Below are 24,528 nucleotides of genomic sequence, written 5' to 3'. Positions count from 1 at the left end.
CGAGGACCTACTCACCATGGACCCCTCAGGCCGCGACGGTCGGGATCTCTGGGATCGCCAGTAGATGCTGTTGCTGTATCACGCTGCTGTACAGAGATCAAAAAAGCCCATCCCGATGATCGGAATGGGCCTTTAAGCTGGGCGCGGCCGAGAGGACTCGAACCCCTAACCTTCTGATCCGTAGGTCCCCAAACGACATCCACGGTCGTTCAGAGCCGTTCGCCGTGCTGCTGCTCAAGCCTGTGGCTGTTCAGATCCGTCCGGTTCAGTTCTTGATCGTCCGTCTGGCTGGCTCCCAGGGTGGCTCCCAGAACGAACTACTCGTACACGTGGGCGGCGTGGATCTGGAGAGCGAGCGACTGCCATGTCGGCGGGTCGACCTCGTCCTTGAACGGGGCTCCTTCACGGATACAGCCGTCCTGGAGCCATGCTGCCCAAGATCTGAGGAAGTCGCCAATGTGCATGCTGCTCCAGCGGCCCTCGACGAACCGCTTCCCCTCGCAGACTTGCCGTTCGCACTCGGCGCGATCGGCATCGAAGTCGTCCGCCATGATCTCCAAGTAGGCGGCGAAGTCGCTCATGTCACGAACACGCTCGACCTTCGGGGGAACTTCACGCGGTGGTGTCATGAGGACGAGATTAAAAGGCAGGCTGCCAGCTCGGATATTGCATGGATCACGGCGCGTACGAGCGCTGTCCTGCACGTGGAGCCGGTCGCGAGTGAGCGTGGCTGTCCCCTCGTCACCCCGCCTAATGGCACGTTAATGGCACAAAGATCAGCCCGGGACCTGCGTCTTACCACGCGGCGCGCGAGCAGGTTGGAGCCGAGATCGCAGGGAAGGGCACTCAGGGTGGCTTCGGGGGAGAGTAGTGCACGTGCGGATCGGCGAGCTGATCTCGAAGTGACACCAAGGAGTGGACAACCCCTCCTTGGCCCGGCGCGATACAAAATAGGGCATAGTTCCCATATTTCTACACACGTGCCATACGGGGACAATCGTTTTTGGGCCCCGCAGCAAACCTTGGGGAACAGGTGGGATGATTCCGCTACGCTACGTGATGATTCAAAACAAGTGGCGCCGCTACTGACACGTAGAGTAGTGTTATGCATCGAAGACCCAGAACCGGACACATCGACCCGAAAGATCAATTATCTTGCCCCGGTGGGATCTCTGGACCGGTCGGCGTGCAAGGAGTGGTTCAGCGTCGCCTACGTCCAGGCGCTCGCATCAGCCGCCGGCTACGCCGTCGAGATAAGCCGAGTCGACCAGTTCGGGATAGATCTCGAAATTCGGGACCGCGCTATGCGCATAGATGTTCAAATGAAGTGCACAGAGCGATTGAAGTCACTAGATGACCAGAGCTTCACATTCGATCTCGATGCGCGCACATACAACCTCCTTTGCGGTCCCGACCGAATACTTCCAGGATATTTGTTTGTTGTTGAAGTTCCCAGCGATATCAATGAATGGGTAACTTCCACCTCGGAGGGCATCCTCCTGCGTAGACTTGGGTACTACGCTAATATGACACTTTTGGAACCGACGAATAATCATGCGTCGAAAGCGGTTCACATTCCAAAAGTGAATCGGCTCACTGTCGAAAGTGTCGAGCAGATCATGCAAGAAGCGCGGGGTGGCAGATGGCGCAAATGACAGCAGGCCTGCCGCAAGTCACACCAGAAGGACTTCGAGCTTACCTGCAAGCTCAAGGATTTACATTCGAGAGTCGCCCACGTCCCACTTTCGAGCTATGGGAAAAAGGTGACTCGGAAGTCCTAATTCCTCTCAAATCCGAGGCGCCTGACTATGAGAGGCGACTGCAGGATTTGATAAATGACCTATCACAGTATCTGCATGCCACGATAGAAAGACTAGTCGTCGATCTAGCTTACGCGGAAGACGATGTAGTTCAATTGCGATTGCACAACTATCGGGATTACATTCCCTTGATGGATGCGTCGCGAGTTATCAAGAGTGCTCAGAATCTTGCGATTGCTAGTGCATGCTCGACACTACTGCGGCGCTCACACCACGGCAAATCGCGCCCTAAAAGAGCGATTGATTTTGCTCGGTCTGTAGGGATGGGGCACACTGCAAGAGGGAGCTTCATCATCCCGATTGTTAGCCCAGTTAGTAGTCTGCAACCAATACCGCTGCCAGGAACCGAAGACCCTTATATCAGCGTGGAGACAGAGAGATCTGCTTTTCCTCGTAGGGTATTCGGGATGCTCGCCGACTCCTTGGAATTAATTCACAAGCTTATAGTCGAGCGCTCTCATATGCCTTCCAAACGAGAACTCAACGCAGCAGTCCTTCAGGGGGTATCCTCTGATGCCTGCGTTGCGCTGGCGGACCTAATAAGTAACCCAGCTTCCGGTGAACTGGATGTCTCTTTCCAGTGGGCAGTCACGGCAGCTCCTCCTAGAGTGGGGCGTGACCGCTTGGAGTTTCCTGCCGAGTCGGCCCCGGCGATCACAGAGATGGGACATTTGCTAAAAGAGAATGTTCACATAGAAGAGCGAGTGATCTATGGGTTCGTGAGCTCTCTTGACCGAGAGCCAGATGACGACGAGGGGACTGTTAAGGTAAAGGCGTTGATTGGTGGTCGGATGCGTCCAGTCAAAATGGTCTTAAGGGGGCCCGACTACCATAATGCGGTGGAATCACACGATTTGAAGCAACGTGTAGTCGTTGCGGGCACTCTTGATAGGGCTGGCAACGGAAGCCTCTATATGAGCCGCGTTGACTTCTTTCGTGCGGACGATTATCTGCCTATGCAGGCCAATTTAGGGTTCGACGACTAGGGATTAGCACCTCCCCGGCTCGACGCTTAAGTTTGATGGGTAGTCCGAAGCTTTGGCTGCGGAGCCTAAGTCTTGGTTCTGGCGTGGCACCTGTCAGCTTGGGAAGCCCTGCAGATCAAGGCTCGTGAGCTAGGCAAACAATGACCTGGGCCTACGGCGGTCGAGTCACCGCGAGTCCCCGCTGCTCGCCAACCGAACGGGCAACGGCCTGGTGCGCTTCGCGCACGCTCCACCTGCTGATCATCCCGTGTGCCGTCGACCCGCCCGCAGGGGAAGCGGGACAGGGCCGGACGGTCAAGGTGGAGCGCCCTACTGGACGAACGACCTTGACCGTCCGGCCCTGGTCGGCTCGGCTTGCCCCGGGTCGACGGCGGACGGGATGATCAGCCCCCTACCTCAACCGCCTACGGCCTTGGGTTAGGCAAGGCGATCATCCCGGAGCCGGAGTGCCCCCGCCGGAGGCACGGATTACGGCATCACCTTGTGCAGGAAGCCAGCGAGCAGGACACCTGCCCCTATCCCCGCTCCCGTGCTCGCGCTCTCCCTCCCTACCAGGAGGCCCAACGCTATCGCGATCGCGATGATGACTACCCAACGTGTAGGAAGTTTCTCTGGTTTCTCGAGGTCGGGGGTCGACTGCTGCTTAGGCTCTCTCACCTTGAAGAGGCTCATTCTGGTTGCTCTCCCGCAACGTTGTGATTGTCCAGGGGATGCGGCGCGCGCTGCGGACTTAGTCTCCTGAGGGTTGCGAGGTCTTGTCATTGACAGTTTCGAGTTACCAGCGGGTTAAAGTGTCAATGAGCGTAACAATGCGCAGGCCAGAGGGGGTGTTGGCGCAGCCCGAGCTGCCGGCGGCCGGGACCGGCCCCCAGGCCGCATGCCCGGCCGCCGAGCGGGCGCAGGGCCGCGAGGCGGCGCGCAGCGCCGCCCTTGATACCTACAAGCACAACTCGGCAAAACTGATGTGTGCAGGCTTCCGTATAGGTCGCAGAACGACAAGCGCGGACCCTTGCGGAGGTGCTTGAGCCTACGCGGGATCGCGCCACTCATCCGGGGGAACTATCTTTGCCTGCACTCCAGCATGTTCCTCAAGTAGGTAGAGAAGGTTGGCTCCGTCAATCAGCTCGATCGGCTTATTCTTTGCAAATTCGAATGACGCTTGACCATATCCGGCTGTCGTCACAAGGATGCCCTTGCTTGCACCCTCGTTTTGTAGCGTGCCAAACAAATCGCGGACCGCCGATACTCCTACGGTGTTCTTGTAGCGCTTCGCCTGAATCACTACCTTCCCTCCGAAGATGGGACGAGGGTCGTAGGCAATGCAATCGACGCCGCCATCTCGTGAAGCTCGTGTCTGTCGCGCTTCGAGGCCCATCTTTGTGAACAGATTTTGGATCAGCGCTTCGAACTCTCCGGGGGAGAGGTCCATGAGATTGGGCCTACTGTCAACAATCGACAGAGCGTCAGACTCCTCCACGAAGCGGGCATCCACCATGTTGAACTCGAGCACCGGGCGGACCGGCGTAAGTTCTACGGGGCTCTTGGAAACCCCTGCGGACAGGTGCTGAAGGCACTTGAGCGGATCAACATGCGCAAGGTCGAGCGCTCCGAAGGTGTCACGGGTAGTGCGAAGCGTGATCAGGCACGGACGGATCTTCTGTCCCGAGGCTGGATCGATCGTGTTAACGACGCCATTGAATACAACTACGTCCAAGTGCCGTCCACGATCAGCTTCGAATAATTCGTGGACCGTCCTGAGCGCGACCTGAGCGATTGCGGCTGCATAGGTGCTCTTGATCTGTGTAGCTGGGCGGGGTGATTCGTTGATGGAGTCTGTGCTCTTCACATACCGGTGCTGCTTAACTGCAGGCACGATGTCCACAGTTGGTAGCTCATACTCCACGACCAGTTGACGCGACTCCGGAACAAAAGCAATCTTGAAGTGCTGAGGGAAGCCGTCAGGGTAGCTCGAACGTTGTAAGACCATGTCGTAGTAGGAGACGACCGCGTCCGGGTCGCCCGACTCGTATTCGTTACGAAACGCATCGATCTCGGCGTGCTGTCGAGCGGCGTCAGCCTTCCTGGCGCTCACCATGCCCTCATAGGCGGCCCTCGCTTCCGCCAATGCCTGGGTTCGGGCGCGCTCCTGTGCCTGATGCTGTGCCGTGGCCTGCTGGAACTGCCCCTGCGCAGCGGTTAACGCCTGCTGGTACTTCGACTTACCGAATAGCTTTCCCACACCCGTCGGCTCAGCCGGCGCGAACTGCTCCCACTGCGGTGCCGGAGTGGGAACTTCCAGGTGTCTATGCTGCCAGGCTGGGATCGTGGCGGGTCTTTTGAGCGACTCGAAGTCGATGTGGTCATCGACCTGCAAGGTAGCCTGCAGAATCGTGGCGAGCGCCTGCATGCGGAGTTCCAAGGCCTCGTTCATCGCTGCGACATCAGCAGCGCGGGACTCCTGGTAGAGCCGCTTGCGTTCCTTCTCCTCCGCAGCTTGGGCACGAGCGTAGGCAGCTCTGGCCCGTTCGGCGTTGCGTTGGGCTGCCTGCTGAGCTCTGATCTGCTGCGCCTGAGCGCGAGCTGCCTCTCGCTGCATCTGTGCAATCGTCGCCGCGAGGGAACGCCGCCGAGCCACTGGTTCTCCCTACATTCTCTGAAATCCGACTGCCCCGACTAGCAGAAGCAGTGGCAAGGGCATTGCAGGCTCCTGCTCCTTATTGCCTTATATCGTTCCAGAGCGTACACCGCAGGCCTCAATGCAGAAGTGCCGCCTATGTACCAAAACGCCCGTTAAGTACGTTTATGCGTACTGTTGAGGCGTATAGTCTGCGCGGCAGCGATCATAGAGTCGGCAGGCTAGGCCGTACGGTCCGCGTCTTTTTCGGCTCCTGCGACGAGTTCGACGAGGTCGGCGAGGATCTTTGGGGCTGCGGCGATGGTGGCTCGGGCTTTGGCGGTGTGGGGGGTGCCGTCGATGTCGGTGACGATGGCTCCGGCTTCGCGGGCGATGAGGACGCCTGCGGCGGTGTCCCAGGGGTTGTTGGACAGCATGATGCAGGCGTCGGTCTTGCCTTCGGCGACCCATGCGAGATCGACGGCGGCTGAGCCGAACATGCGGACGCGCTGCACGCGTGTAGCGAGCTCGTAGTTGAGCGGGAGCCGGACGCGGTTCTTGGCCTCGGCTCCCTTCCCCACGGCGTAGTCGCCGACCGAGACGATGGCGGCCTCCAGGGCGTCGGTGGTGCTGGCGCTGATCGGGTGGCCGTTGGCGGTGGCTCCGGCCGTCTCTGCTGCGGCGTACCGAGTGCTGAGAAATGGCAGGTCGATCACGCCGAGGATGGAGCGGTCGTGGTCGATCAGACCAAGCGAGGTGCCGCACAGCGGGATGCCGTGGGTGAAGTTGGCGGTGCCGTCGAGCGGGTCGAGTGCCCACATGAGGCCGTCGCCGGCACTCGTTATGCCTTCCTCCTCGCCGAGGAACCCGATCTCTGGCGTTTCCCGTGACAGGAAGTCGCGTACGGCGTGTTCGACGGCGTAGTCCACTTCGGTGACCATGTCGCGGTCGCCTTTGGCCGTGACGAGGCCGGGAAGCTTGGTGGTGATGATGTGGCTGGCGATGGTGACGGCCTGCTCAGCTATGGGCAGTAGCGCGCGGGCGTCAAGGGTCATACGGGTTTGCTCCGCTCCCACATAGAGGTGAAGACCTGGTCGAAGACGGGAAACAGCCCGTCGGCGGCGGTGTTGTCGGTGATGACGAGCGTAGGTGAGTCGACTCCGCGGGCGGCCGGGAGGTAGGGCTGTACGACGCAGGTCGAGCCGTCCACGATCAGGATGTTGAAGCGGATCGTCTCGTCGTAGACGTGAATCTCCAGCCGTTCGGCGGCTTCGGGGTCGAGCCGGTCGCGGAGCCGGGTGAGCATGCTGATGTTGAGCGCCGTCAACGTCTGGAGGGTGCCGTCGGTGTAGTGCTCTTCGCGTTCGCGGGCCTTGATGGCCTCGCCCTTGGGGTCCAGGAACAGGCAGCGGATGCGGGTGCCGTTGTCCAGTAGGCGGGTGAGCTGGTGGTCGGGGTAGCTCTGGCAGAGCACGTTCAGCGATAGGCCGCAGGCGTTGATCTCCTTGGCGCCGTCGAACAGGGACGCGGGCGGGTAGGCGGCGCTGAATGCGGACCGGCTGCTGAAGACGGCCGTGACGTCGGCGAAGCGGGCGTCCTCGCACGGGTCGGGCGCGGGAGCGGTGTTGTCTTGGGTGCTCCTGGGGGCCGGTACGGCCGCTGCCGCTTCCGCTGCGGTCTCGGCGGAGAACAACTGGTGCGCGGTCAGGCCGGGGAACATCGCCTCCAGGACCCGGCAGTGATCGGCGTAGGGCAGGCCCTTGAGTTCGCCGGACAGCCAGCGGTGGAGCTGGGCGCGGCTGGGCCACCTGCCCGCGAGGGCGGGGTCCACCTTCTTGGCGGCCTTGTCGTACTCCCGGCAGAAGGTGCTGTAGGTCTGCCAGTGGCGCTGGCGTAGGAGCGACTTCAGCATGATCGGCTGCTCGGTCATCATCCGCGCCCTCGGGGTTGGGGAGCCCTGGTAGGCCCAGGTTAACCAGGGACGCGGATCACGGGGAGACAAAGACGAGACGAAGCGAGACACGATGCGCCCAGGCGGGACATCCACGCGGTCGAGACGCGACAGGCCGCCGGGCAATTGTTGGATCATGGCTGGTCAGTGTGGGTTGTGCGGAGGGCGGGGCTGGAAATACGCCAGTCCCCGGCGCGGTGTCGTCGCGGCCGAAGACGGGGCCGGCGAGACCGTGGCGGGTGAGCGGGTCAGGGTCGAGTGCCTGGGCTGCCAGGGCTCCGGCACGGTGCCGGAGGAGTGAGGCCGATGGCTACCCGCTGGCTCGACCAGATCGCCTGTCCTTCGCTGCCGCCCGATGTGCCGCTGACCGCTGAGCGGGCGGCCGGGCTGCTGTCCGCGGAGTTGTCCATCGGGCACGGCATCGCTACCGATGTTCATGCCGGGCACGGGGTGGCGTTCCTGTCGGTTTGGGTTGACCTGCTCGTGTGGACCAACGGCCGGTGGTTTCGCTGGTCGACAGGGCGGCGCTCGGCCAGTGGCCGACTCGTGTTCGCCTTCGCTCCGGCGCATGACATCGTGACCACAGCCCGGCGGGTGGCCCTGCTTCGGGAGGAGTTGCGCCGCACGCACCCCTACTCCCGGTACATCGAGGACGGCAGCGCATGACCTCCCGGCATCTGAGTCCTCACCTGCCGCGCCCTCAGGCCGACGCCGAAGCACTCGTCTGGTTCGCGCCCACGCCCACCAGCCGTGAGCTCGTTTTGGCCTGGACGTGCGACTGTTTGGCGATCTTCTTCGAGCTGATCCAGTCGGGCGGGGTCGCGTTCATCAGGAAGACGATCCAGGACGAGCGTGCGCCGGTGATCGCCGAGACGCACCGGTGGCCGCTGCGGGAAGCATGGCTCACCTGGGCGGCGATGCTGGCTGGTCAGGTGCGGGTGAACGGGCGCGGCGGTGTGGTCGAGTCCTCAGGGCAGTGAGGAAACTCCCGCGCCGTCGCGCCTTCTGCTTTCCCTGGGGCAGACAGAATCAGGACGGATAGCTAAGCTGACGACAAGTCGAGTTGTAGGGAAGTCGTCATGTCGTCCGAAGAGTACGCTCCGCCGAAGTACGCGCAGATCGTCCAGGCCATCCGGGGACGTATCGCGGACGGCACCTATCCTCCGGGCTCGCTCCTGCCGTCGGAGACGCAACTCATCAACGAGTTTCACGTCAGCCGGCCCACGGTCGTCCGCGCTCTGCAGGTCCTCCAGCTCCGGGGCGTGATCGAGCGGGAGCACGGCAAAGGCTCCTTCGTGAAAGCCACGCCGCCGGCCGCGGCTGAGGAAGCCTCCCGGCCCGGCCGGGCCGTACTCGACCGCGCGGAAGCCGACGAGAACGGCTCCCCGGTAAGCGTCGGGGCGCATCCGGCCCCTGCGAGCGTCGCCAAGCTCCTCGGCGTCCCCGAGAAGTCGCCCGTCATGATGCGGCGCGTCCTGTTCCGCGATGCCGACCGGCCAGTTGACCTCGTCACCATCTGGTGTCCAGTGGAGCTGGCCGAAGGTACCGACCTGGGCCAGCCCGAACCGCTCACCGCCGGTATCCGGCAGCATCTCCAGCGCACCAAGGGCCTCAAGCTCGAACACATCGCGGAACGGCTCAGCGCACGGCACCCCTCGACGGAAGAAGCCAAACTCCTGGAGCTTCGTAAGACCGCGCCCGTCCTCGGCGTACTGGCCAGCGTCTACAACGGCGGCGGGCGTCCCGCCCTCATCGTGGACTTGGTCCTCCCCGGCGACCTTCACGAGCTGGAAGATGCCTACTCCCTTTGACGGGCTGGCGCTCGGCTCATGTGAACCGAACGAGGATCAGATACGCCCTTGGATGCTCCACATAGGCGGCGCGTACCGTGTACCGACCGGGGGCGAGGTCGATGACGAGATGCTCTTCTGAGGCGATGTCGTCATGCCCATAAGCGGAATCGAAGAGAATCAGCGGCTCGTCGACGGTATACGTCAACTCCTCGCCTTCTGGCACTGACTCTGCGTCCATGACCTCCGTAGCGACGTCAACCAGTTCCTGCTCTGAGTACGCCCCCACCCAGGAGATGAGGGCCCTTCGTTCGGCGAGGAACGTTGTAGGGGACGGCTCGGCCTTGACCAAGGCTTCGGCCGGACCAACCCGGATCAGCCCGATGTATCCGGGCACCGAGCAGGCGCGGCCGTAGTCGCCTTCGTCCTCGGGGTAGTTCCTGGGTGCTCCGTGCCAGTACGGGAGGGCTGACTGCGGCACGAGGATATGCGGGCCACCCAAGCTGCTCACCCACGTGAGCCCTTCGGATTCTGCCTGCTTCGGGTCATTTGCGGTCATGTCGCAGAGCGTACGCAGGCAACACGTCAAGATTCTCGGCAACTCGACTTGTCGAGTGCGGAGAAGATGGGTACTCTCAAAACAGCTCAACAATACGAGTTGTCGAGAAGGCGAGAGGAAGGAGATGTCTCATGGCACTACAAGGACCCATCCCAGTGACCTTCGACATGGTCTTCCCCCACGGCTGCTACGTCGTCGGGGAGGTCGAGCAGGTCAAGGACTTCGACGCATCGACCAACGGCCGGTTCGTCCAGGCGCGGGACAAGCAGACGGGGGAACTCGTCTGGCAGGTCGCCGTGATGGACGCCGACCCGACCCTGAAGCCCGCGCAGAAGACGGTAGCCGTCAAGATCCTGGCTCCCGTCCAGCCGGTGCCGCCGGCCCCCATGGCGGGCCTGCCGTTCACCCCGGTGGAGTTCGACGGGATCAGCGTCACGCCGTACGTCAACCAGGCGGGCCGCCTGGCCTACTCGATCCGGGTGCGGGAGATGCGCGCTCCCCGCGCCAGCGGCGGCCGGGCCGCTGCTCAGGCGAAGGACGCGGCATGACGGGGCGGCGTACCGTGCCGCCAGTCAGCACGATCAACCTCAAGACCGGGCCGGGCGCATCGGCGGCCAACCACCCCTACCCGCAGCGGTCACCCGTCCTCGGGCTGATCTTCGCCGGCGTCCAAGTGCTCGTCACCACCTCCGCCGGAGACCAGGTCACCGTCGATGACCTGGAGTTCGCCCGCTGCCTGGCGCGTGAGGCGGCCTCGTTCGCCCGGTCGGTGGAGCGGATGTTCCACGGCCTCACGGATGGTGAGGGGGTGGCGGTCCGATGACGCCGGACCCCTACACCTACCTCACCATCTCCATCACCTCCGCCGAGCGGCCACGCGTGAACGTCGGGTTCTACACCTCCGGCCTTCGCGCCGACGTTCGGAAGCTGGAGTCGGGGCGGCCGTACCTGGTCCTGGAGTCCGACGAGGCGTACGTGTCGATCTCCACGACCGGGGCCGGACCGGCCACCGCGAACGACGTGGAGACCGCCCGGCGCATCTTCGACGCTGCCGCCCGGTACCTGGCCGACTGCGAGCGCATGCACGCCGACCAGTCGGCCGACTCCGACCAGCTCGCCCTCCCCGTCGTCGGCGAGACGGCGGCCTGAAATGCAAGCGGGGCCGCAGGAAGCGGCAACTTCCGGCGGCCCCTCAACTCTCCCTGACTGCGAAATCACGAGAGGACACGAAGTCTAATGTTCCGAAAACTGCCTGGCGACGAGGCACGCAACCTCGTCTCCACCACCCCAGACACGGCCGTGGTCTTCCGCCCGGCCGTCGTCCGAACCCCCGCCATCGTCACCCTGGTGATCTGGCTGTCCCGCCTGGTCGCGGGCCTGGTCCGTCTCGTGGTTCGGCATCCGGTCGCGGTGGCCGTGCCGGTCGGCCTCGGGGTGATCTGGACCCTGTACGGCTGGCGCCTGGCCCTGGTGATGACCGGCTTCCTGCCCTCGGCGGGCCTGTCATGGCTGCTGCTGGACCGGGCCTCGTTCCTACGCCTGGTCGGCTGGCCACTACTGGCCTGGTGGCGACTCGTCGCCGTCTATCGGCGGCACTGGCAACCGGTCATGGTCGTCTCCGGCCTCGGGCGGCACATCCGGGGACGCGACTACCTGCCCCGCCTCGTGCGGGTGGAGTGCGACGGCTGGGCCGACCGCGTCAGCGTGAAGATGCTCAACGGCCAAGCCGTCACCGACTGGGCCGACCGCATCGAGCACCTGGCCCACGGCTTCGGCGCCCCCTCCTGCCGGGTCGCCGTCGCGCGGGCCGGGCGGCTCGTACTCACCTTCCCCCGGCGTGACCCGCTCGCCGAACCCCTGCCCGCGCTTCCGGTTCCCGAGGTCGCCTCGGTGGGGCCGGTCGAGATCGGGCGGTGCGAGGACGGTACGCCGCTGCGGTTGAAGGTCCACGGCACGCATGTCCTGATTGCGGGCGCGACCGGGGCCGGTAAGGGCTCGTATCTGTGGTCGACCATCCGCGGCCTCCTCCCGGCGATGCGGGCGGGCCTGGTGCAGGTCTGGGCGCTCGACCCCAAGCGGATGGAACTGTCCTTCGGCCGTGCCCTCTTCGGCAGTCGGTACGCGGCCGACCCGAAGGAATGCGCCGACCTGCTCGATGAGGCCGTGTGCGTGATGCAGGAGCGGGCCGACCGGTTCGCTGGCCTCCAGCGCTCCCACACGCCGACCGTGGCGGATCCGTTCGTCCTGGTGCTCGTTGACGAGGTGGCGTTCCTGACCGCCTACCAGCCCGACAAGCAACTCCGTCAGCGCATCACGGCGGCCCTGGCCACCCTCACCACGCAGGGCCGGGCGGTCGGCGTGGGTGTGATGGCCGCGCTCCAGGACCCGCGCAAGGAGGTCATGAACATCCGCAACCTGTTCCCCGACAAGATCGCCCTCCGGCTCGATGAGTCCGAGCAGGTGGACATGGTCCTCGGCGACGGCGCGCGCGACCGGGGCGCACTGGCCGACCACATCTCACCGGTCCCGGAGCTGGGCGCAGGCGTCGGCTACGTCCGGTTGGAGACCTCCCCTGATCCGGTGCGGGTGCGGGCGGCGTACGTCTCGGATGCCGACATCTCCGCGATGGTCGCGGAGTTCGCGGGGGTGGGCCGATGATGCGCCTGGCTCACATCCTCGACGGGCTGCGCTGCTCGGGCTGCGGCGCGCTCGATGTGCTGTGGCTGGACCCGGTGCGCGGGATCGTCGAGTGCCACGAGTGCGGCGAGAAAGCCGCCGTCATGGTCGACGGCCTCACCCCGGCCGACATCCTCGACCCCATCAGCGCTTGGGACGGTGACCGGTGACCAACCCGTCCGACCGCTCCACACCCCGCGCCGTCCGGATGGCACAACCACTGGCTCGCGAGGTCGTGGAGGAGATCGCCAAGCAGTACGGGGTGTGCATCCGGCCCGTTCCGCTGCGGCGGCAGGACATCCTCACCGGGCAGGTTGAGGTGATCGACGTGCCGTGCGGGGCCACCTTGGAGAGCAAGTGCCAGCCGTGTGCGAAGCGGAACCGGCAGCTTCGGCGGGCGCAGTGCCGGGAGGGCTGGCACCTGGAAGCCGAGCCGGTGAACCTCCCCGATAACGCTGATGAGTATCAGCGGCACCTCGTGGAGTTGCGGGCCGATGCTCAGGCGTGGCGGGATGAGGTGGAGAAGGCCGGCGGGGACACCACCGACCTGGACGCCGCGATCGTTGAGCTGGACGAGGAGATCAACCGGGCGGGCCTGCGCGGCAACGTCCTCGGCCGGACCTCGGGCAAGCGATCCCGCTCGACGAAGCGGCGGCAGGACGCCCCGGATCTGCCCAAGCGGCAGATGACCAAGACCACGCTCGGGCGGACCTTCACCGGTTCGGACGGCAAGACCTACCGGCCCTCGATGTTCGTCACCCTGACCCTGCCGTCGTATGGGCGGGTGCTGGAGGGTGCCCCGAGCGACCCGGACCGGTACGACTACGCGCGGGCGGCCCGTGACGCGCTGCACTTCTCGAAGCTGGTGGATCGGTTCGTGCAGAACCTCCGCCGCGTGGCGGGCTATGACGTGCAGTACTTCGCCACTGTCGAGCCCCAGAAGCGGCTCGCCCCGCACCTGCACATGGCGATCCGCGGCACCCTCCCGAGGGCAGAGCTGCGGCAGATCATCGCGGCCACGTATCACCAGGTGTGGTGGCCCTCAACCGATGACGTCCGTTTCGAGGGGGACCACCTGCCGGTCTGGGAGGACGGGGCCGGCTACCTCGCCATTTCGAGCGCTCTACTGGGCCGACCGAAACGGGTGGCTCCCAAGGTGGCTCCCACAGACACGGAAGAGACCGCGTGAAGCCCGAAAACACTAAGGCCCGTTTCCAGGTTTTCCCTGGTCACGGGCCTTCTATGATGTGCGCGGCCGAGAGGACTCGAACCCCTAACCTTCTGATCCGTAGTCAGATGCTCTATCCATTGAGCTACGGCCGCTTTGCTGTCCGTTCACCTGCGGTGCCCGGCGACGGGTGTAACTCTACCAGACCCTCCACCCCTGCTTGCGCCAATAAGTCGCTCCGCCCCCGGTCACGCCGCCCCTGTACGCTCGGAGCGCGGCGGGTGGGAAGGGTCAAGGGTGGGAAGGGTCAAGGGCGCGAGAGGTCACTCCTGAGGAACGAAGAGCGTGAGCATGTCGGCGACGCAGGCCGGCCTGTCGGTTCCCTCGACCTCGATCGTGACACGGAGGTTCGCGAGGGTGCCCGAGGGAGTGCCCTTGACGTCGGTGATCTCCGCCCCGGCCCGTACGCGGGATCCGACGGGGACCGGCCGGGGGAAGCGCACCTTGTTCAGGCCGTAGTTGATCGCCATGCGCAGGCCGTCGACCCGATACAGCTCGCCGATCAGCGACGGCAGCAGCGCGAGCGTGAGGTACCCGTGCGCGATGGTGCCCCCGAAGGGGCCGTCCTTCGCCCGGTCCGTGTCCACGTGGATCCACTGGTGGTCGTCCGTCGCGTCGGCGAAGAGGTTCACCCTCTCCTGGTCGATCTCCCGCCAGTCGCCGTATCCGAGGTGCTCGCCTTTGGCCGCCTTGAGTTCGGCGAGGTCGGTGAAGATCCGCATGACCGCACCCTACGCGCGTGCGTCCGCATCCGATGGGAAGAGGGGGACTCCGGGCCCGCTGCCACCCACACTGGTCTCATCGGGGAGCGATTGAGCTATGACGTCCAGCAACGAATACGTCTCTCTCAGTGACGAACGGCGCGATCCCCGCGGGGGTATCAGCACGACGCGGGGTGCGGGCCGGAACGCACCCCGGCATGGAGGAAACGTGGACGAGCGGCCCGGCCCACGCGGCAAGCGGTATCGGCTCCGCGGGCTCGTCGCGGTCATGGTCGCGGGTCTCGTCTGCTGGGCGCTCGTCATCCTGCTGCTGGTCAAACTGTTCGGGTGAGCCTCGGAAGGGGATGCGCCGGCCGGAGACCCGCCCCGGCCGGCACCGGTCGTCACTCGCCGCTCTGGATGCTCTCGACCAGGTCGAGATGCTCCTTGACCACCGGCTTGGCGGCCTGGGCCAGGTTCTTCACTTCCTGGGAGGACCCGCTGGACACTTCCTCGTCCAGGGCGAGCAGGGTCTTGCGGTGATCCCTGATCTGCGCGTCGACCCAGGCGCGGTCGAACGCGGCGCCGCTCTTGGCGGAGAGCCGGCGTAGTTCGGCCTGCTGCTCCTCGCTCGGCTGGCCCGGCAACTCCACCTTCAGCTTCTCGGCCACCCGCTTGACCTGGTTGTCGAGGGAGGTGTGGTCCTCGACCCACTTCCTGCCGGCGTCCTTGACCGACTGCTTGGCGGCCTGCCGCTCGGCGGTCTGCCCGCCCTGGATCTCCGCGAGGTTGTCCTGATGTGCAGCGACCAGGAACGCCTTGTCCTTGTCGCTGACATCCGGCGGCGCCGCGTATCCCGCGTTCGGCGGCGCCGCATAGCCCGCGGTGACCCCGGACAGCGCCGCGGCCACGGCCGCCACCAGGACGATGAGCCATCTCAGCATCAGATCCTCCGATCCTTCGCCGGACGGCCGAGCACCGGCTGATCGGCCTCGACCATCCGGGCATGACGCTTCAGATGCCTCATACCCACCAGCCATGCTCCTTGTGCGGCTCAGCCCGTCTCGGGCCGGTAGCCCCGCACGTAGTCGACGACGAACTCCTTCGGGTACGGCCCCACCCGCTCGGGCCCCTCGGCGTCGGGGAACTCGTAGATCCCGAGCATGAGCTGCATCGGATAGTCCGGGGACTGCCGGATCGTCTTCACTTGCCGGCCGTCCACGAAGAACGTCACCCGGCCCGGGGCCCACTCCGCCGCGTACACGTGGAACTCACGCGCGTCGATGGGGAGGACCTCGGCGGCGAACTCGTCGGTGATCGCCGGGTCGCCGAACGGGTGGACGCCCATGCCGACCGCCGCCGTGTCCGGCCCCACGTCACGCCCGAAGATCTCGCACACGCAGATCTCCGCGGACCGCTCGGGCGCGTCCTCGAAGCCGATCATCCACAGCGCGACCATGGCGCGCGGGTCATCGGTGGCCCTGGCGCGCATCTCGATCAGGCCGTGGTGGGGGGTGTAGAGCCGCGCCTCGTCCTGCGCCTCGCGGACTACGGCCAGGCCGCCCCGCCCGTGCTGGCCGATGCCACTGCCCACCGGCCCGGAGAACACGCCCGTCTGCAGCGAGGACACGCGCAGCCGGCCCTCCATCTCCGGCGACCACGGCGGCTGGTCCTCCTCGATCAGCAGGCGCAGGCACCCGTCGCCCATGCGGTATCGGGCCGCCGAGGCGGCGCGCGTGGTCCACTGGGGCAGATATCGCGGGACCCACCGGCGCTCGTCGAGCACGTCCCCGTCGAAGGTGTCCTCGAACTCAAGCACGTAGCCGGCCTTGGTGACCGGGTCCGGCGCGTACGTACTGTTCCTGGCTTCGTTCATACGTCAATCCTGGATCGATCTGTGAGGGACCGGCGCGCATCCCGGGGCATACGAGAGGAGACAACGTCCTGGCTTGTCGGTGTCGAGATGACGCCGGCGAGTGCCCGTCCTCTCGCCCTCGCAAGGAGGTCTCGTGCGGACCCCGCGACGCTTCCCGCCGTCCCTCACCGCCGTGATCGCCGCCATCGTGTGCCTCGCCGGTCCGACCGGCACCGTCCCCGCCCACGCGTCGGTCCACGGCTCCTGCACGATCTCCCGCTGCGCCGACGCCCGCTCGGCGAACGCGATCTGGGCCGGGAAGGGGTATCCCACCGGCGGCGGCTGGTACTCCTGGCCCGACGGCCAGTACAACTACACCGGCGGGCGCTTCCACAACCGGGAGGGCCGGCTTCCCGGCGGCGCCGCCTACTACGAGTACGACGTCTACTCCCGCCCACGCGGCGCCTCGCGTGACGCCTACCGGATCGTCGTCGACCGCGGCACCGGCGTCACCTGGTTCTCGCCCGACCACTACACCGACTTCTACCGGCTCTAGGACCTGTCATGGCCTCCGCCGCACGCCCGCTGCCTCCGTGGCTCACGGTGACCGCCGATCCCGCCCCGGCGGTCGCCGACGGGCGGGCCTGCCGGACCCGTGACGCCTTCTTCGACGAGGTGACACGCGTTCTCCGCCTCCCCGCGTACTTCGGCCGCAACTGGGACGCCCTCACCGACTCGCTGCGCGACATCGGGCCGGTCCACCTGGTCGTGAACCACGCCGAGCAGCTGCTCGACGCCGAGCCTCCCGGGCAGTTCGCCACGCTGCTGGCCGTCCTGGCGGGTGCCGCCGAGGCCGGGCTGACCCTGGCCCTTCACACGGACCCCGCCCACGAACCTCTGCTCCACCGCCGGCTGATCGACGCGCTTCCCTGACCGGCGAAGGCCCGAAGAAACGCCCCGCTCTTACTTTTTCGCTTTCCGCCGAAATATCAAAACAAATAATTCGGGCAGAGATTTTTCCGGCAGCCGATCACGCCCCGTTCTCCGGATCACGCCGTCCGCCCTTTGTTCGCAAACAGCCGAAGTAGCCAGGACCGCGGACCGGCGCGACGCGACCGGAGACGGAGCGTGTCCTACCCATTTCCGCCCGGCATCTACAAATGCGGGCACACCCCCGGAGTTCCGCGAATCCGTCACCCTTCGTAATTGGACATCATTCACGGACTGATTACGGTGGAATTACACGCATCCAGGAGTGAGGACGGCGCGGAAATGAAGATGCAATACTTCGAATACTGCTTCGCCGACCGCCTCTTCTATGACGAGCCGAACAGATGGGCGGCCGAACATAAGGGGTACAGGCAGGCCACGATGCCGGTGCCGGACGGCCGGCAGACCGGCGCCAAGGGCCCGTGGTTCAACTACATGCGCACCACGTCTCCCCCTCCGAAGCAGGGCTGGAAAATTCACGTGTCCGCCACCCGTGAAACGGCCCAGCGTGTGCTCGACATCACGGCCGACTACTGCCTGCGGCAGGAAATCCCGTTCAAGTTCCTGGTCAGCGAGGCGGCCTTCATCGGCCGCAACCTCAAGTGCGCCGACCGGAGCGGCAGCGGCAAGTTCATCACCATCTATCCCGCCTCCGACGAGCGGCTCGAAACGATCCTCACGGATCTCGACCCGCTGCTGACCGGACTCGGCGCTCCGTACATCCTGAGCGCTCTGCGCTGGAAGGACGGCCCTCTTTATCTGCGTTACGGCGGCTTCGTCGAGCGGTTGATCCGCAACGAACTCGGCGAGCCCGCGATGGCGATCGAGACGCCGGACGGCGATCTGGTCGTCGACCGGCGCGAGCCCGTCTTCTACGTGCCCGACTGGGTGGAGCCGCCGGCGTTCCTCGCCGACCACCTCAGCGACCGCAAGCGGTCGGACCCGCCCGCCGACTTCCGCGGGGAATCGCCTTCGGCGACCTCCACCCGAACAACATCGTGATCACCGAAGACGGCCAGGTGAAGCTGGTCGACTTCGAGCTCGCCACGTACGTCGACCAGGACAAGCGCATCGGCATGGGCGCGCCGGGCTTCATACCGCCCGACGACCGGGGAAGCCTCGCGGCGGACCGCTTCGCCCTGGGGTGCCTGAAGATAGCGCCGTTCCTCCCGCTCACCGTGCTCCTGACGCTGGACACGACCCGCGCCGAGTTCCTGGTCGGCTTCATCGAGGAGCGGTTCCCCGTTCCGGACGGCTGGGGCGCCAAGGTGCTCGCGCAGCTCGACCTGGGGCCCTCTCCGTGGGCCGGCAACGAGGAGCAGATGGCCCGCACCGGCGCGCTCATCGCCGGCGCCGGGGACGGCACGATCGACTGGGCGGAGATCGAGGCGTCCGCGGCCCGGTCCGTGTGGGCGAGCGCGACTCCCGACAGGGAGGACCGGCTCTTCCCCCGGAGACGTCGAGCAGTTCCTCCTGGGCGGCCTCGGCTTCGGCTACGGCACGGCGGGAGTCCTCTACGCCATGGCCAAGAGCGGGCACGGCCGCCGGGAGGAACACGAGGAGTGGCTGCTCGAACGGGTACGCGGCCACAAGGGCGTGCCCCGGGTCGGGTTCTACGACGGTCTGCACGGCATCGCGTACGCCTTCGAGGAGATCGGCAACAGGGACGCGGCGATGTCGGTGCTCGACATGATCGCCGGGATCGGCGAGGTGTCGCTGGCCGACGAGCTGCTGACCGGTCTGAGCGGTGTGGCGCTCAACCAGCTCTACTTCGCCGGGCGCCTGGGGGACCAGGGGCTGCGCGACTACGAGATCGCCCTGCTCGTCGGCGCCGGCGCGTCCAACCGCGAGATCGCCCGGTAGCTGCACATCACCGAGGGGACCACCAAGAACCACATCTCCAGCTGCCTGCGCAAGCTCTCTTTTCGCGACCACACCCAGCTGGCCGTCTGGGTCTCCTCGCTGTCCGTCGGCACGCCCGATGATCCGCACCTGGCGCGGAATCACGTCGGCGGGCCGGGCTGAAGCGCCCCGGCGTCCGGGCGGTGCGCTCGCGGCTCACCAGGGCACGGTGCCGGAGCGGTCGACGAACCGGCCCGTTCCGCCGCCGGCGCCCTCGGTCGCGAGCGTCACGATCGCGTCGGTTCCCTCCGTCACGGTCTGGTGGCCGCTGTGCCCGTTGAGGTCGGTCGCGGTGTAGCCGGGGTCGGCGGCGTTGACCCGGATGCCGGGCAGCGCCTTCGCGTACTGCGTCGTGAGCATGGTCACGGCGGCCTTGGAGGAGGTGTACAGCGGCCCGATGACCTTCGACTCCACGCGGGCCGGGTCGTGGGTCAGCGCGAACGACCCCGTGCCGCTGCTCACGTTGACGATCGAAGGGTGCTCCGACCGCCGGAGAAGCGGCAGGAAGGCGTTCGTCACGCGGACGACGCCCACGACGTTCGTCTGGTAGACCTCGAGGGCGTGGTCCGCGGTCAGCTCGTCGGCGGGCACGTGCGGGCCGATGATCCCGGCGTTGTTGATCAGGACGTCGACGCGGCCCTCGTGGGCGGCGACGTCGGCCGCCGCGGCGGCGACGGACCCGTCGTCGGCGACGTCGATCCGCACGAAGCGCGCGCCGAGCTCGTCGGCCGCCGCCTGTCCGCGCTCGGGGTCCCGGGCGCCGACGATGACGGTGTGGCCGAGGTCGATGAGGCGGCGGGCGGTCTCGAACCCGAGGCCCTTGTTGGCCCCGGTGATGAAGGTGATCGTCATGGCTCCAAGCTTCGGCGGGCCGGGCGCGGACAACCAGGGAGAGCGCTCCGGTAGGACAGGCAGTACCACCCTGGCGTCCCGCGACCGGCGCAGAATGGGCACATGACCACAGACGAGACGAGTCTGGGCGCGACGATCCGCGCGTGGCGTGACCGGCTCTCCCCCGCGGCGGTCGGTCTGCCCACCGGCCGCGTACGCCGTGCCGCCGGGCTGCGCCGCGAGGAGCTCGCCGATCTCGCGGGCGTCTCGGTGGACTACGTCGTACGGCTGGAGCAGGGCCGGGCGACCACGCCGTCGGCGCAGGTGGCCGCCGCGCTGGCGCGGGCGCTCCAGCTCAGCCGCGCCGAGCGCGACCACCTCTACCGGCTCGCCGGGCTGCAGCCGCCCCTGGACGGCGTGATCAGCGATCACATCCCGCCCGGGATGCAGCGGGTGCTCACCCGGCTGGGCGACGCGCCGGTCGCCGTGTTCGCCGCCGACTGGCGGCTGCTGTGGTGGAACCGCGCTTGGGCGGCGCTCCTCGGTGACCCCTCCGTGCTCGCGCCGGAGGAGCGCAATCTGGTGCGCTCGCGTTTTCCCGTTCCGTCCGACCGGGCGCGCCTCGCGGCCTGGCCCGTCGTCTCGGAGAACGCGGAGGCGACCGACCGGGCCATCGTCGCCGACCTGCGCCGCGCGTCCGGCCGCTACCCCGAGGACGCGCGCCTCAGCGGGCTGATCCGCCGGACGCTGGACGGCAACCCGCAGTTCGCCCGGCTGTGGCACTCGGGCGCCGTCGGCAGCCACGCGGAGGACCGCAAGACGATCAGGCACCCGGCGATCGGGGACATCACCGTCGACTGCGACGTGCTGTCCGACTCCGACACCGACCTGAAGATCGTGATCTACACGACCGTCCCCGGCAGCGAGGACGAGACCAAGCTCGACCTCGCCCGCGTCGCCGGTGTCACGGCCCGCGCGTTCTGAGGGCTCGTCGTTCAGTCCCCGCCGCGCACGAGCTCGGGACGAAACGCGATGATGAGGCCGAGCGTGGTGTAGCCCACGAGCAGGTGGGCCGCACCGACGACGTCCGACACGGAGGAGCCGAGGATCGCCATGGTCGGAAGGGTCACGACCACCCAGCTTTCGGCGACGAGCGGCCAGAGGCGGGCCGCCCCGCGCCACCGCCCGGCGACGGCGACCTTGACGCCGATCACGAACATGCCCAGCATCGACAGCGGCCAGAACGCGTCGAGGATGCCCATCCAGACGCTGTCGCGCGCGGCGGGCAGGAACGCGTGGAAGACGCTCCACGCCATGGCGAGGGCCAGCAGCACCCGCTCGACCTGCAGCATCGCGCGCGCCACGCGGCTCACGCCGGTCGCGCCGGTACGGCCCATGATCGCGAGGAGGCACAGGGCGCCGAACTGGAACGCCAGGCCACCCAGGTCCGTGATCGTCACTCCCGCCTCGGTCGCGGGGTTGAAGCCATAGAGGAAGCTGACGGCGGACCAGGTCAGAGCTCCGGTGGACAGGCCCAGCGCCAGCCGGCGTACGGTCGTCTCGGCGGGCGGCGCGGACGAGGACGCGTCGGCGGCGTGGGCGTTGCGCTGGGTGTGAGCGGTCATCGGTGTTCCTTCGGTTGAGGAGGCGTGTCGTGGGGGCGGCGATCGCCGCGCCGACGAGGACGATCCTCATGAACCACCGACCCAGGCCGTCAGGTCGTCGCGTCCCGATTGGCGGCGTACTTCGTGTCCCAACCACCTAGGACGCGCGTCCCAGGTGGTGCGTGGCGAACCATGCGGACGGTGGTCGCCGGACGCTCCATAGGGACATTCCGCACCTGCTACGGCACACTTTCCTGGTGCAGTTTGTAACGGTTCGCTGGCTTTCGCGGCTGAGTGTCGGGCCTGTGCTCCTCGCGATCGCCGTGACCGCCACACCGGTGGCAGCGCTCATCGATCTGCGGGTGCCCCAGGCCCACCGCGCCGTGCTCGAACTGCAGCCGGGCGGAGTCGACGCGATCGCGGGTGTCGCACTCGCCGCGGCCGGCATGGTCGTGCTCCGGCGCTATCCGCGTCATCCCCTCGGCCGCCTGATGTCGGGCTTCGGTGCCTGGTGGGCGCTGGACGGCGTGGCGTCGTCGTGGGTCGCCTACGCCACCCTGCACGAGCCCGCGCTCGCGGGCGCGTCCGCCGCCTTCGTGGTCTACCAGCGGCTCGGCGCGGGGCTGGTGCTGCTGCTCCCCCTGGTGCTGCTGCTGTTCCCGGACGGGAAGCTGCCCTCCGGGCGGTGGCGGGTCGCCTCGCTGTTCAGCCTCGCGCTGACGAGCCTGCTCCCGCTGGCCCTGCTCGCGGCGCCGTCCGCCATCGCCCAGGCGACCGCGGAATCCACCCCGCTGCCCGCGCCACTGCGAGGGCTGAACCTCGAGGCGCTCTATCTTCCGCTGCCGGACGCCGTCTGGACCGGTGTGCTGCGAGTGGCGCAGCTGTGCCTCCCGCTGAGCCTGGTCACTCCGTTCGCCGTCGTAGTGCGGCGCTACCGCACCATGACCGGCATGGACCGCGCCCGGATGCGCTGGCTGGTGTGGGCGGCCGTGGTCGACCTCCTGGTCATGCTGACGTTCCGGCTGCTGCCCAACTGGTTCGGCGCCGTCGGCCTGACCACCGCCGTGATCCTCACCTCCGGGTCGGTCGCGATCGGGATCGTGCGCCCGGATCTCGTCGACGTCGACCGGTTGCTCGGCGGGACGCTGGTGTACGGCCTTCTGCTCGCCCTGACGTTCGTCCTCGACCTGCTGGTCCTGGGCGGCGCCGGCCGGTTGCTCGGGCCGCGCCTGAACGAGGGGGAGCGGCTGGTCATCGCCGTTTTCGCGGTCGCCATCCTCTACGCCCAGCTCCGGCACCGGTTGTGGCGCCTGGTGCGACGCTGGATCCTCGGCGACCGGGACGATCCCTACCACGTGATGTCCGGGCTCGCCGAGCGCCTGGAGCGTACCGACGACTCGGAGGCGCAGCTCGTCACGCTGGCGCGTACGGTCGCGCAGGCCTTCCGCACGCCCTACGTCGGCGTGGAGATCACCCAGGTCAGCGGCGAGGTGCTGCTCGTCGAGGACGGCGAGCGCCCCGCCGGGACGCAGGCGCTCCCCATCACCTATCGGGGGGAGCGGATCGGGCGGCTGGTGCTGCCGCGCCGGGCCGCCCGCCGCAGGCTCACCGCCGGCGACGAACGGCTGCTGGCCGACCTGATCCGCCAGGCCGCCGCGGCGGCCCGTGCCGTACGCCTCGCGGAGGAGCTGCAACGCAGCCGCGAGGGCATCGTCTCCGCCGTGGAGGACGAGCGCCGCCGCCTGCGGCGCGAGCTCCACGACGGCCTCGGCCCGGCCCTGGCGGCGGTCGCCTCCCGGATCGACACCGCCCGGATCACCGCGCGCCGGTCGCACGAGGACGCGGACCGGATCCTCGGTCTGGCCCGTCAGGAGCTCACCGGGATGCTCGCCGAGGTGAGGCGGCTGGTGCACGGCCTGCGCCCGCCCGCGCTCGACGACGTCGGCCTGGTCGGGGCGATACGCCAGCAGGCGGAGCGCCTGCGGACCCCGGGGCTGGCCGTCCGGGTCGAGGAGTCAGGCGACCTCACCGGTCTGCCGGCCGCCGTGGAGGTCGCGGCGTACCGGATCGCGTCGGAGGCGATCACCAACGTGGTCAGGCACGCGAAGGCCGGCGAGTGCGTGGTGTCGCTCGTCCACGACGTCGCGGGCGGGCACCTCGACGTCGTGGTCGTCGACGACGGCGTCGGCCTCGCGACCGAGGCGGCGACCGGCGTGGGACTGGTGTCGTTGCGCGAGCGGGCCGCCGAACTCGGCGGATCGTGCACCGTCACCCCGGGGGAACCGGCCGGCACACGGGTCTGGGCGCGGCTGCCCGTCACGCCGCGGACGCCCGCGCCGGCGGCGGCAGGAGAGGTGGGAGATGACCGGTAAGCGACCGGTGCGGGTCCTCGTGGTGGACGACCATCCGGTGTTCCGCGAAGGATTCGCGGCACTGCTGAGCAGCATCGACGAGGTCGAGGTGGCCGGGACCGCCTCGACCGGCGCCGAGGCCGTCGAGCAGGCCGCCGAGCGGGAACCCGACGTGGTGGTCATGGACGTGCAGATGCCCGGCATGGACGGCATCGAGGCCACCCGTCGCATCCTCCGGACGCACCCGGAGATCGGCGTCGTGGTGCTCACGATGTCGGAGGAGGACGGCACGATCTTCGACGCGCTGCGTGCCGGCGCCCGCGGCTACCTGCTCAAAGGCGCCGAGCCCGACGAGGTCGTCCGGGCGATCACCACCGTCGCGGGCGGCGGTGTCGTGTTCGGCGCGGTCCTGGCCTCGCGCATCGCCGACTTCCTGGCCCCGAGGCCGCAGACCGGCGGCGCCACGCCGTTCCCCACCCTGACCGCGCGGGAACACGAGGTGCTCGACCTGGTGGCCGCCGGCCTGTCGAACGGCCAGATCGCCGCGCGGCTGTTCCTGTCGCAGAAGACGGTACGCAACCACGTGCACGCGGTGCTCACCAAGCTCCAGGCCGCCGACCGGGCGGAGGCGATCATCCGCGCCCGCGACGCCGGCATGGGCCGCGCGTAA

The 24,528-nt window shown here is 67.1% G+C and carries 29 protein-coding genes, 1 tRNA gene and 1 pseudogene; 20 read left to right on the top strand and 11 right to left on the bottom strand.

The features are described from left to right. Nucleotides 1–317: 317 nt before the first annotated feature. Nucleotides 318–629: a hypothetical protein gene (locus ACQPZZ_RS02120; protein WP_432928419.1), complete on the bottom strand. Its 312-nt coding sequence runs from the start codon at nucleotides 627–629 to the stop codon at nucleotides 318–320. A 534-nt stretch (nucleotides 630–1,163) separates the two neighbouring features. On the opposite strand from ACQPZZ_RS02120, the gene ACQPZZ_RS02115 reads away from it, so the two are divergent. Together ACQPZZ_RS02115 and ACQPZZ_RS02110 are read left to right on the top strand one after the other, a co-directional pair. Next, nucleotides 1,164–1,655: a DUF4365 domain-containing protein gene (locus ACQPZZ_RS02115; protein WP_432928417.1), complete on the top strand. Its 492-nt coding sequence runs from the start codon at nucleotides 1,164–1,166 to the stop codon at nucleotides 1,653–1,655. Between the two features lie 572 nt (nucleotides 1,656–2,227). Then, entirely contained in the window at nucleotides 2,228–2,806 is a 579-nt protein-coding gene (locus ACQPZZ_RS02110) for a hypothetical protein (protein WP_432928415.1), read from the top strand. A 1,027-nt stretch (nucleotides 2,807–3,833) separates the two neighbouring features. Here ACQPZZ_RS02110 and ACQPZZ_RS02105 read toward each other — a convergent pair. From ACQPZZ_RS02105 to ACQPZZ_RS02095, 3 genes are all read right to left on the bottom strand, one after another. Then, the gene (locus tag ACQPZZ_RS02105; protein ID WP_432928413.1) at nucleotides 3,834–5,402 is read right to left on the bottom strand and encodes a restriction endonuclease; all 1,569 of its coding nucleotides are present in this window, start codon (nucleotides 5,400–5,402) and stop codon (nucleotides 3,834–3,836) included. A 260-nt stretch (nucleotides 5,403–5,662) separates the two neighbouring features. Further along, nucleotides 5,663–6,475, bottom strand: coding sequence for an inositol monophosphatase family protein (locus ACQPZZ_RS02100; RefSeq protein WP_432928411.1), 813 nt, complete (start codon nucleotides 6,473–6,475; stop codon nucleotides 5,663–5,665). Next, entirely contained in the window at nucleotides 6,472–7,350 is an 879-nt protein-coding gene (locus ACQPZZ_RS02095) for a DUF5919 domain-containing protein (protein WP_432928409.1), read from the bottom strand. Before ACQPZZ_RS02095 ends, ACQPZZ_RS02100 begins: the two co-directional genes overlap by 4 nt. A 157-nt stretch (nucleotides 7,351–7,507) precedes the next feature. Between ACQPZZ_RS02095 and ACQPZZ_RS02090 the strand changes: the two genes are divergently transcribed. From ACQPZZ_RS02090 to ACQPZZ_RS02075, 4 genes are all read left to right on the top strand, one after another. Further along, entirely contained in the window at nucleotides 7,508–7,672 is a 165-nt protein-coding gene (locus tag ACQPZZ_RS02090) for a hypothetical protein (RefSeq protein WP_432928407.1), read from the top strand. A 5-nt stretch (nucleotides 7,673–7,677) separates the two neighbouring features. After that, nucleotides 7,678–8,037 (top strand): hypothetical protein, encoded by a 360-nt coding sequence (locus ACQPZZ_RS02085; RefSeq protein ID WP_432928405.1) that lies wholly within the window; start codon nucleotides 7,678–7,680, stop codon nucleotides 8,035–8,037. Then, nucleotides 8,034–8,351: a hypothetical protein gene (locus ACQPZZ_RS02080; protein WP_432928403.1), complete on the top strand. Its 318-nt coding sequence runs from the start codon at nucleotides 8,034–8,036 to the stop codon at nucleotides 8,349–8,351. The genes ACQPZZ_RS02085 and ACQPZZ_RS02080 overlap by 4 nt, the downstream gene beginning before the upstream one ends. Nucleotides 8,352–8,450: 99 nt before the next feature. Next, nucleotides 8,451–9,182, top strand: a complete 732-nt coding sequence (locus ACQPZZ_RS02075) for a GntR family transcriptional regulator (RefSeq protein WP_432928401.1) — start codon at nucleotides 8,451–8,453, stop codon at nucleotides 9,180–9,182. A gap of 16 nt (nucleotides 9,183–9,198) precedes the next feature. On the opposite strand, the gene ACQPZZ_RS02070 is transcribed toward ACQPZZ_RS02075, so the two are convergent. After that, nucleotides 9,199–9,720 (bottom strand): Imm21 family immunity protein, encoded by a 522-nt coding sequence (locus tag ACQPZZ_RS02070; RefSeq protein ID WP_432928399.1) that lies wholly within the window; start codon nucleotides 9,718–9,720, stop codon nucleotides 9,199–9,201. A 131-nt stretch (nucleotides 9,721–9,851) separates the two neighbouring features. On the opposite strand from ACQPZZ_RS02070, the gene ACQPZZ_RS02065 reads away from it, so the two are divergent. The 6 genes from ACQPZZ_RS02065 to ACQPZZ_RS02040 all read left to right on the top strand — a co-directional run bounded on the left by ACQPZZ_RS02065 (nucleotide 9,852) and on the right by ACQPZZ_RS02040 (nucleotide 13,585). Further along, the gene (locus ACQPZZ_RS02065; protein WP_432928397.1) at nucleotides 9,852–10,268 is read left to right on the top strand and encodes a plasmid replication, integration and excision activator; all 417 of its coding nucleotides are present in this window, start codon (nucleotides 9,852–9,854) and stop codon (nucleotides 10,266–10,268) included. Continuing rightward, nucleotides 10,265–10,543 (top strand): hypothetical protein, encoded by a 279-nt coding sequence (locus ACQPZZ_RS02060; protein ID WP_432928396.1) that lies wholly within the window; start codon nucleotides 10,265–10,267, stop codon nucleotides 10,541–10,543. The genes ACQPZZ_RS02065 and ACQPZZ_RS02060 overlap by 4 nt, the downstream gene beginning before the upstream one ends. Next, on the top strand, nucleotides 10,540–10,869 hold the full coding sequence (locus ACQPZZ_RS02055; RefSeq protein WP_432928394.1) for a hypothetical protein: 330 nt from the start codon (nucleotides 10,540–10,542) through the stop codon (nucleotides 10,867–10,869). The genes ACQPZZ_RS02060 and ACQPZZ_RS02055 overlap by 4 nt, the downstream gene beginning before the upstream one ends. An 87-nt stretch (nucleotides 10,870–10,956) precedes the next feature. Further along, the gene (locus ACQPZZ_RS02050; protein ID WP_432928392.1) at nucleotides 10,957–12,378 is read left to right on the top strand and encodes an FtsK/SpoIIIE domain-containing protein; all 1,422 of its coding nucleotides are present in this window, start codon (nucleotides 10,957–10,959) and stop codon (nucleotides 12,376–12,378) included. Next, nucleotides 12,375–12,566 (top strand): hypothetical protein, encoded by a 192-nt coding sequence (locus ACQPZZ_RS02045; protein ID WP_432928390.1) that lies wholly within the window; start codon nucleotides 12,375–12,377, stop codon nucleotides 12,564–12,566. Before ACQPZZ_RS02050 ends, ACQPZZ_RS02045 begins: the two co-directional genes overlap by 4 nt. Next, nucleotides 12,563–13,585: a replication initiator gene (locus ACQPZZ_RS02040; protein ID WP_432928388.1), complete on the top strand. Its 1,023-nt coding sequence runs from the start codon at nucleotides 12,563–12,565 to the stop codon at nucleotides 13,583–13,585. Before ACQPZZ_RS02045 ends, ACQPZZ_RS02040 begins: the two co-directional genes overlap by 4 nt. Before the next feature lie 61 nt (nucleotides 13,586–13,646). On the opposite strand, the gene ACQPZZ_RS02035 is transcribed toward ACQPZZ_RS02040, so the two are convergent. Together ACQPZZ_RS02035 and ACQPZZ_RS02030 are read right to left on the bottom strand one after the other, a co-directional pair. Continuing rightward, nucleotides 13,647–13,719: transfer RNA gene (locus ACQPZZ_RS02035), tRNA-Arg, on the bottom strand. A 168-nt stretch (nucleotides 13,720–13,887) separates the two neighbouring features. Continuing rightward, nucleotides 13,888–14,346, bottom strand: coding sequence for a MaoC family dehydratase (locus tag ACQPZZ_RS02030; protein ID WP_363635232.1), 459 nt, complete (start codon nucleotides 14,344–14,346; stop codon nucleotides 13,888–13,890). A gap of 208 nt (nucleotides 14,347–14,554) precedes the next feature. Here ACQPZZ_RS02030 and ACQPZZ_RS02025 point away from each other — a divergent pair, with 208 nt between their 5' ends. Next, nucleotides 14,555–14,677: a hypothetical protein gene (locus tag ACQPZZ_RS02025; RefSeq protein ID WP_363635234.1), complete on the top strand. Its 123-nt coding sequence runs from the start codon at nucleotides 14,555–14,557 to the stop codon at nucleotides 14,675–14,677. 52 nt (nucleotides 14,678–14,729) lie between these two features. Here ACQPZZ_RS02025 and ACQPZZ_RS02020 read toward each other — a convergent pair whose 3' ends face one another. Both ACQPZZ_RS02020 and ACQPZZ_RS02015 read right to left on the bottom strand, forming a co-directional pair. Further along, the gene (locus tag ACQPZZ_RS02020) at nucleotides 14,730–15,269 is read right to left on the bottom strand and encodes a DUF4142 domain-containing protein (RefSeq protein ID WP_432928386.1); all 540 of its coding nucleotides are present in this window, start codon (nucleotides 15,267–15,269) and stop codon (nucleotides 14,730–14,732) included. Between the two features lie 110 nt (nucleotides 15,270–15,379). Beyond that, on the bottom strand, nucleotides 15,380–16,201 hold the full coding sequence (locus tag ACQPZZ_RS02015) for a glycoside hydrolase family 16 protein (RefSeq protein WP_432928384.1): 822 nt from the start codon (nucleotides 16,199–16,201) through the stop codon (nucleotides 15,380–15,382). A 133-nt stretch (nucleotides 16,202–16,334) separates the two neighbouring features. Here ACQPZZ_RS02015 and ACQPZZ_RS02010 point away from each other — a divergent pair, with 133 nt between their 5' ends. The 4 genes and pseudogenes from ACQPZZ_RS02010 to ACQPZZ_RS01995 all read left to right on the top strand — a co-directional run. After that, nucleotides 16,335–16,736: a ribonuclease domain-containing protein gene (locus ACQPZZ_RS02010; RefSeq protein ID WP_363635240.1), complete on the top strand. Its 402-nt coding sequence runs from the start codon at nucleotides 16,335–16,337 to the stop codon at nucleotides 16,734–16,736. A gap of 8 nt (nucleotides 16,737–16,744) precedes the next feature. After that, nucleotides 16,745–17,113: a barstar family protein gene (locus ACQPZZ_RS02005; RefSeq protein WP_432928381.1), complete on the top strand. Its 369-nt coding sequence runs from the start codon at nucleotides 16,745–16,747 to the stop codon at nucleotides 17,111–17,113. 345 nt (nucleotides 17,114–17,458) lie between these two features. Beyond that, complete coding sequence (locus ACQPZZ_RS02000) at nucleotides 17,459–18,172, top strand: hypothetical protein (RefSeq protein WP_432928379.1); 714 nt, start codon at nucleotides 17,459–17,461, stop codon at nucleotides 18,170–18,172. A 798-nt stretch (nucleotides 18,173–18,970) separates the two neighbouring features. Next, a pseudogene (locus tag ACQPZZ_RS01995) lies at nucleotides 18,971–19,195 on the top strand (response regulator transcription factor); the annotation flags it as partial. A 33-nt stretch (nucleotides 19,196–19,228) separates the two neighbouring features. Here ACQPZZ_RS01995 and ACQPZZ_RS01990 read toward each other — a convergent pair. Next, entirely contained in the window at nucleotides 19,229–19,924 is a 696-nt protein-coding gene (locus ACQPZZ_RS01990; protein WP_432928377.1) for an SDR family NAD(P)-dependent oxidoreductase, read from the bottom strand. A gap of 102 nt (nucleotides 19,925–20,026) precedes the next feature. On the opposite strand from ACQPZZ_RS01990, the gene ACQPZZ_RS01985 reads away from it, so the two are divergent. Then, nucleotides 20,027–20,887 carry a helix-turn-helix domain-containing protein gene (locus ACQPZZ_RS01985; protein ID WP_432928375.1) on the top strand — a complete coding sequence of 287 codons (861 nt, stop codon included), beginning with the start codon at nucleotides 20,027–20,029 and terminating at the stop codon, nucleotides 20,885–20,887. Between the two features lie 11 nt (nucleotides 20,888–20,898). On the opposite strand, the gene ACQPZZ_RS01980 is transcribed toward ACQPZZ_RS01985, so the two are convergent. Beyond that, on the bottom strand, nucleotides 20,899–21,528 hold the full coding sequence (locus tag ACQPZZ_RS01980; protein ID WP_432928373.1) for a hypothetical protein: 630 nt from the start codon (nucleotides 21,526–21,528) through the stop codon (nucleotides 20,899–20,901). 284 nt (nucleotides 21,529–21,812) lie between these two features. On the opposite strand from ACQPZZ_RS01980, the gene ACQPZZ_RS01975 reads away from it, so the two are divergent. Then, a complete protein-coding gene (locus tag ACQPZZ_RS01975) occupies nucleotides 21,813–23,879 on the top strand; it encodes a sensor histidine kinase (protein ID WP_432928371.1) in 2,067 nt (688 codons plus the stop codon). Next, a complete protein-coding gene (locus ACQPZZ_RS01970; protein ID WP_432928369.1) occupies nucleotides 23,869–24,528 on the top strand; it encodes a response regulator in 660 nt (219 codons plus the stop codon). The genes ACQPZZ_RS01975 and ACQPZZ_RS01970 overlap by 11 nt, the downstream gene beginning before the upstream one ends.

It is taken from the genome of Microbispora sp. CA-135349 (assembly GCF_050947365.1).
Classification (GTDB): Bacteria; Actinomycetota; Actinomycetes; order Streptosporangiales; family Streptosporangiaceae; genus Microbispora.
The sequence above is the reverse complement of the archived record's forward strand: the minus strand, read 5'-3'. Positions and strand labels throughout refer to the sequence as shown.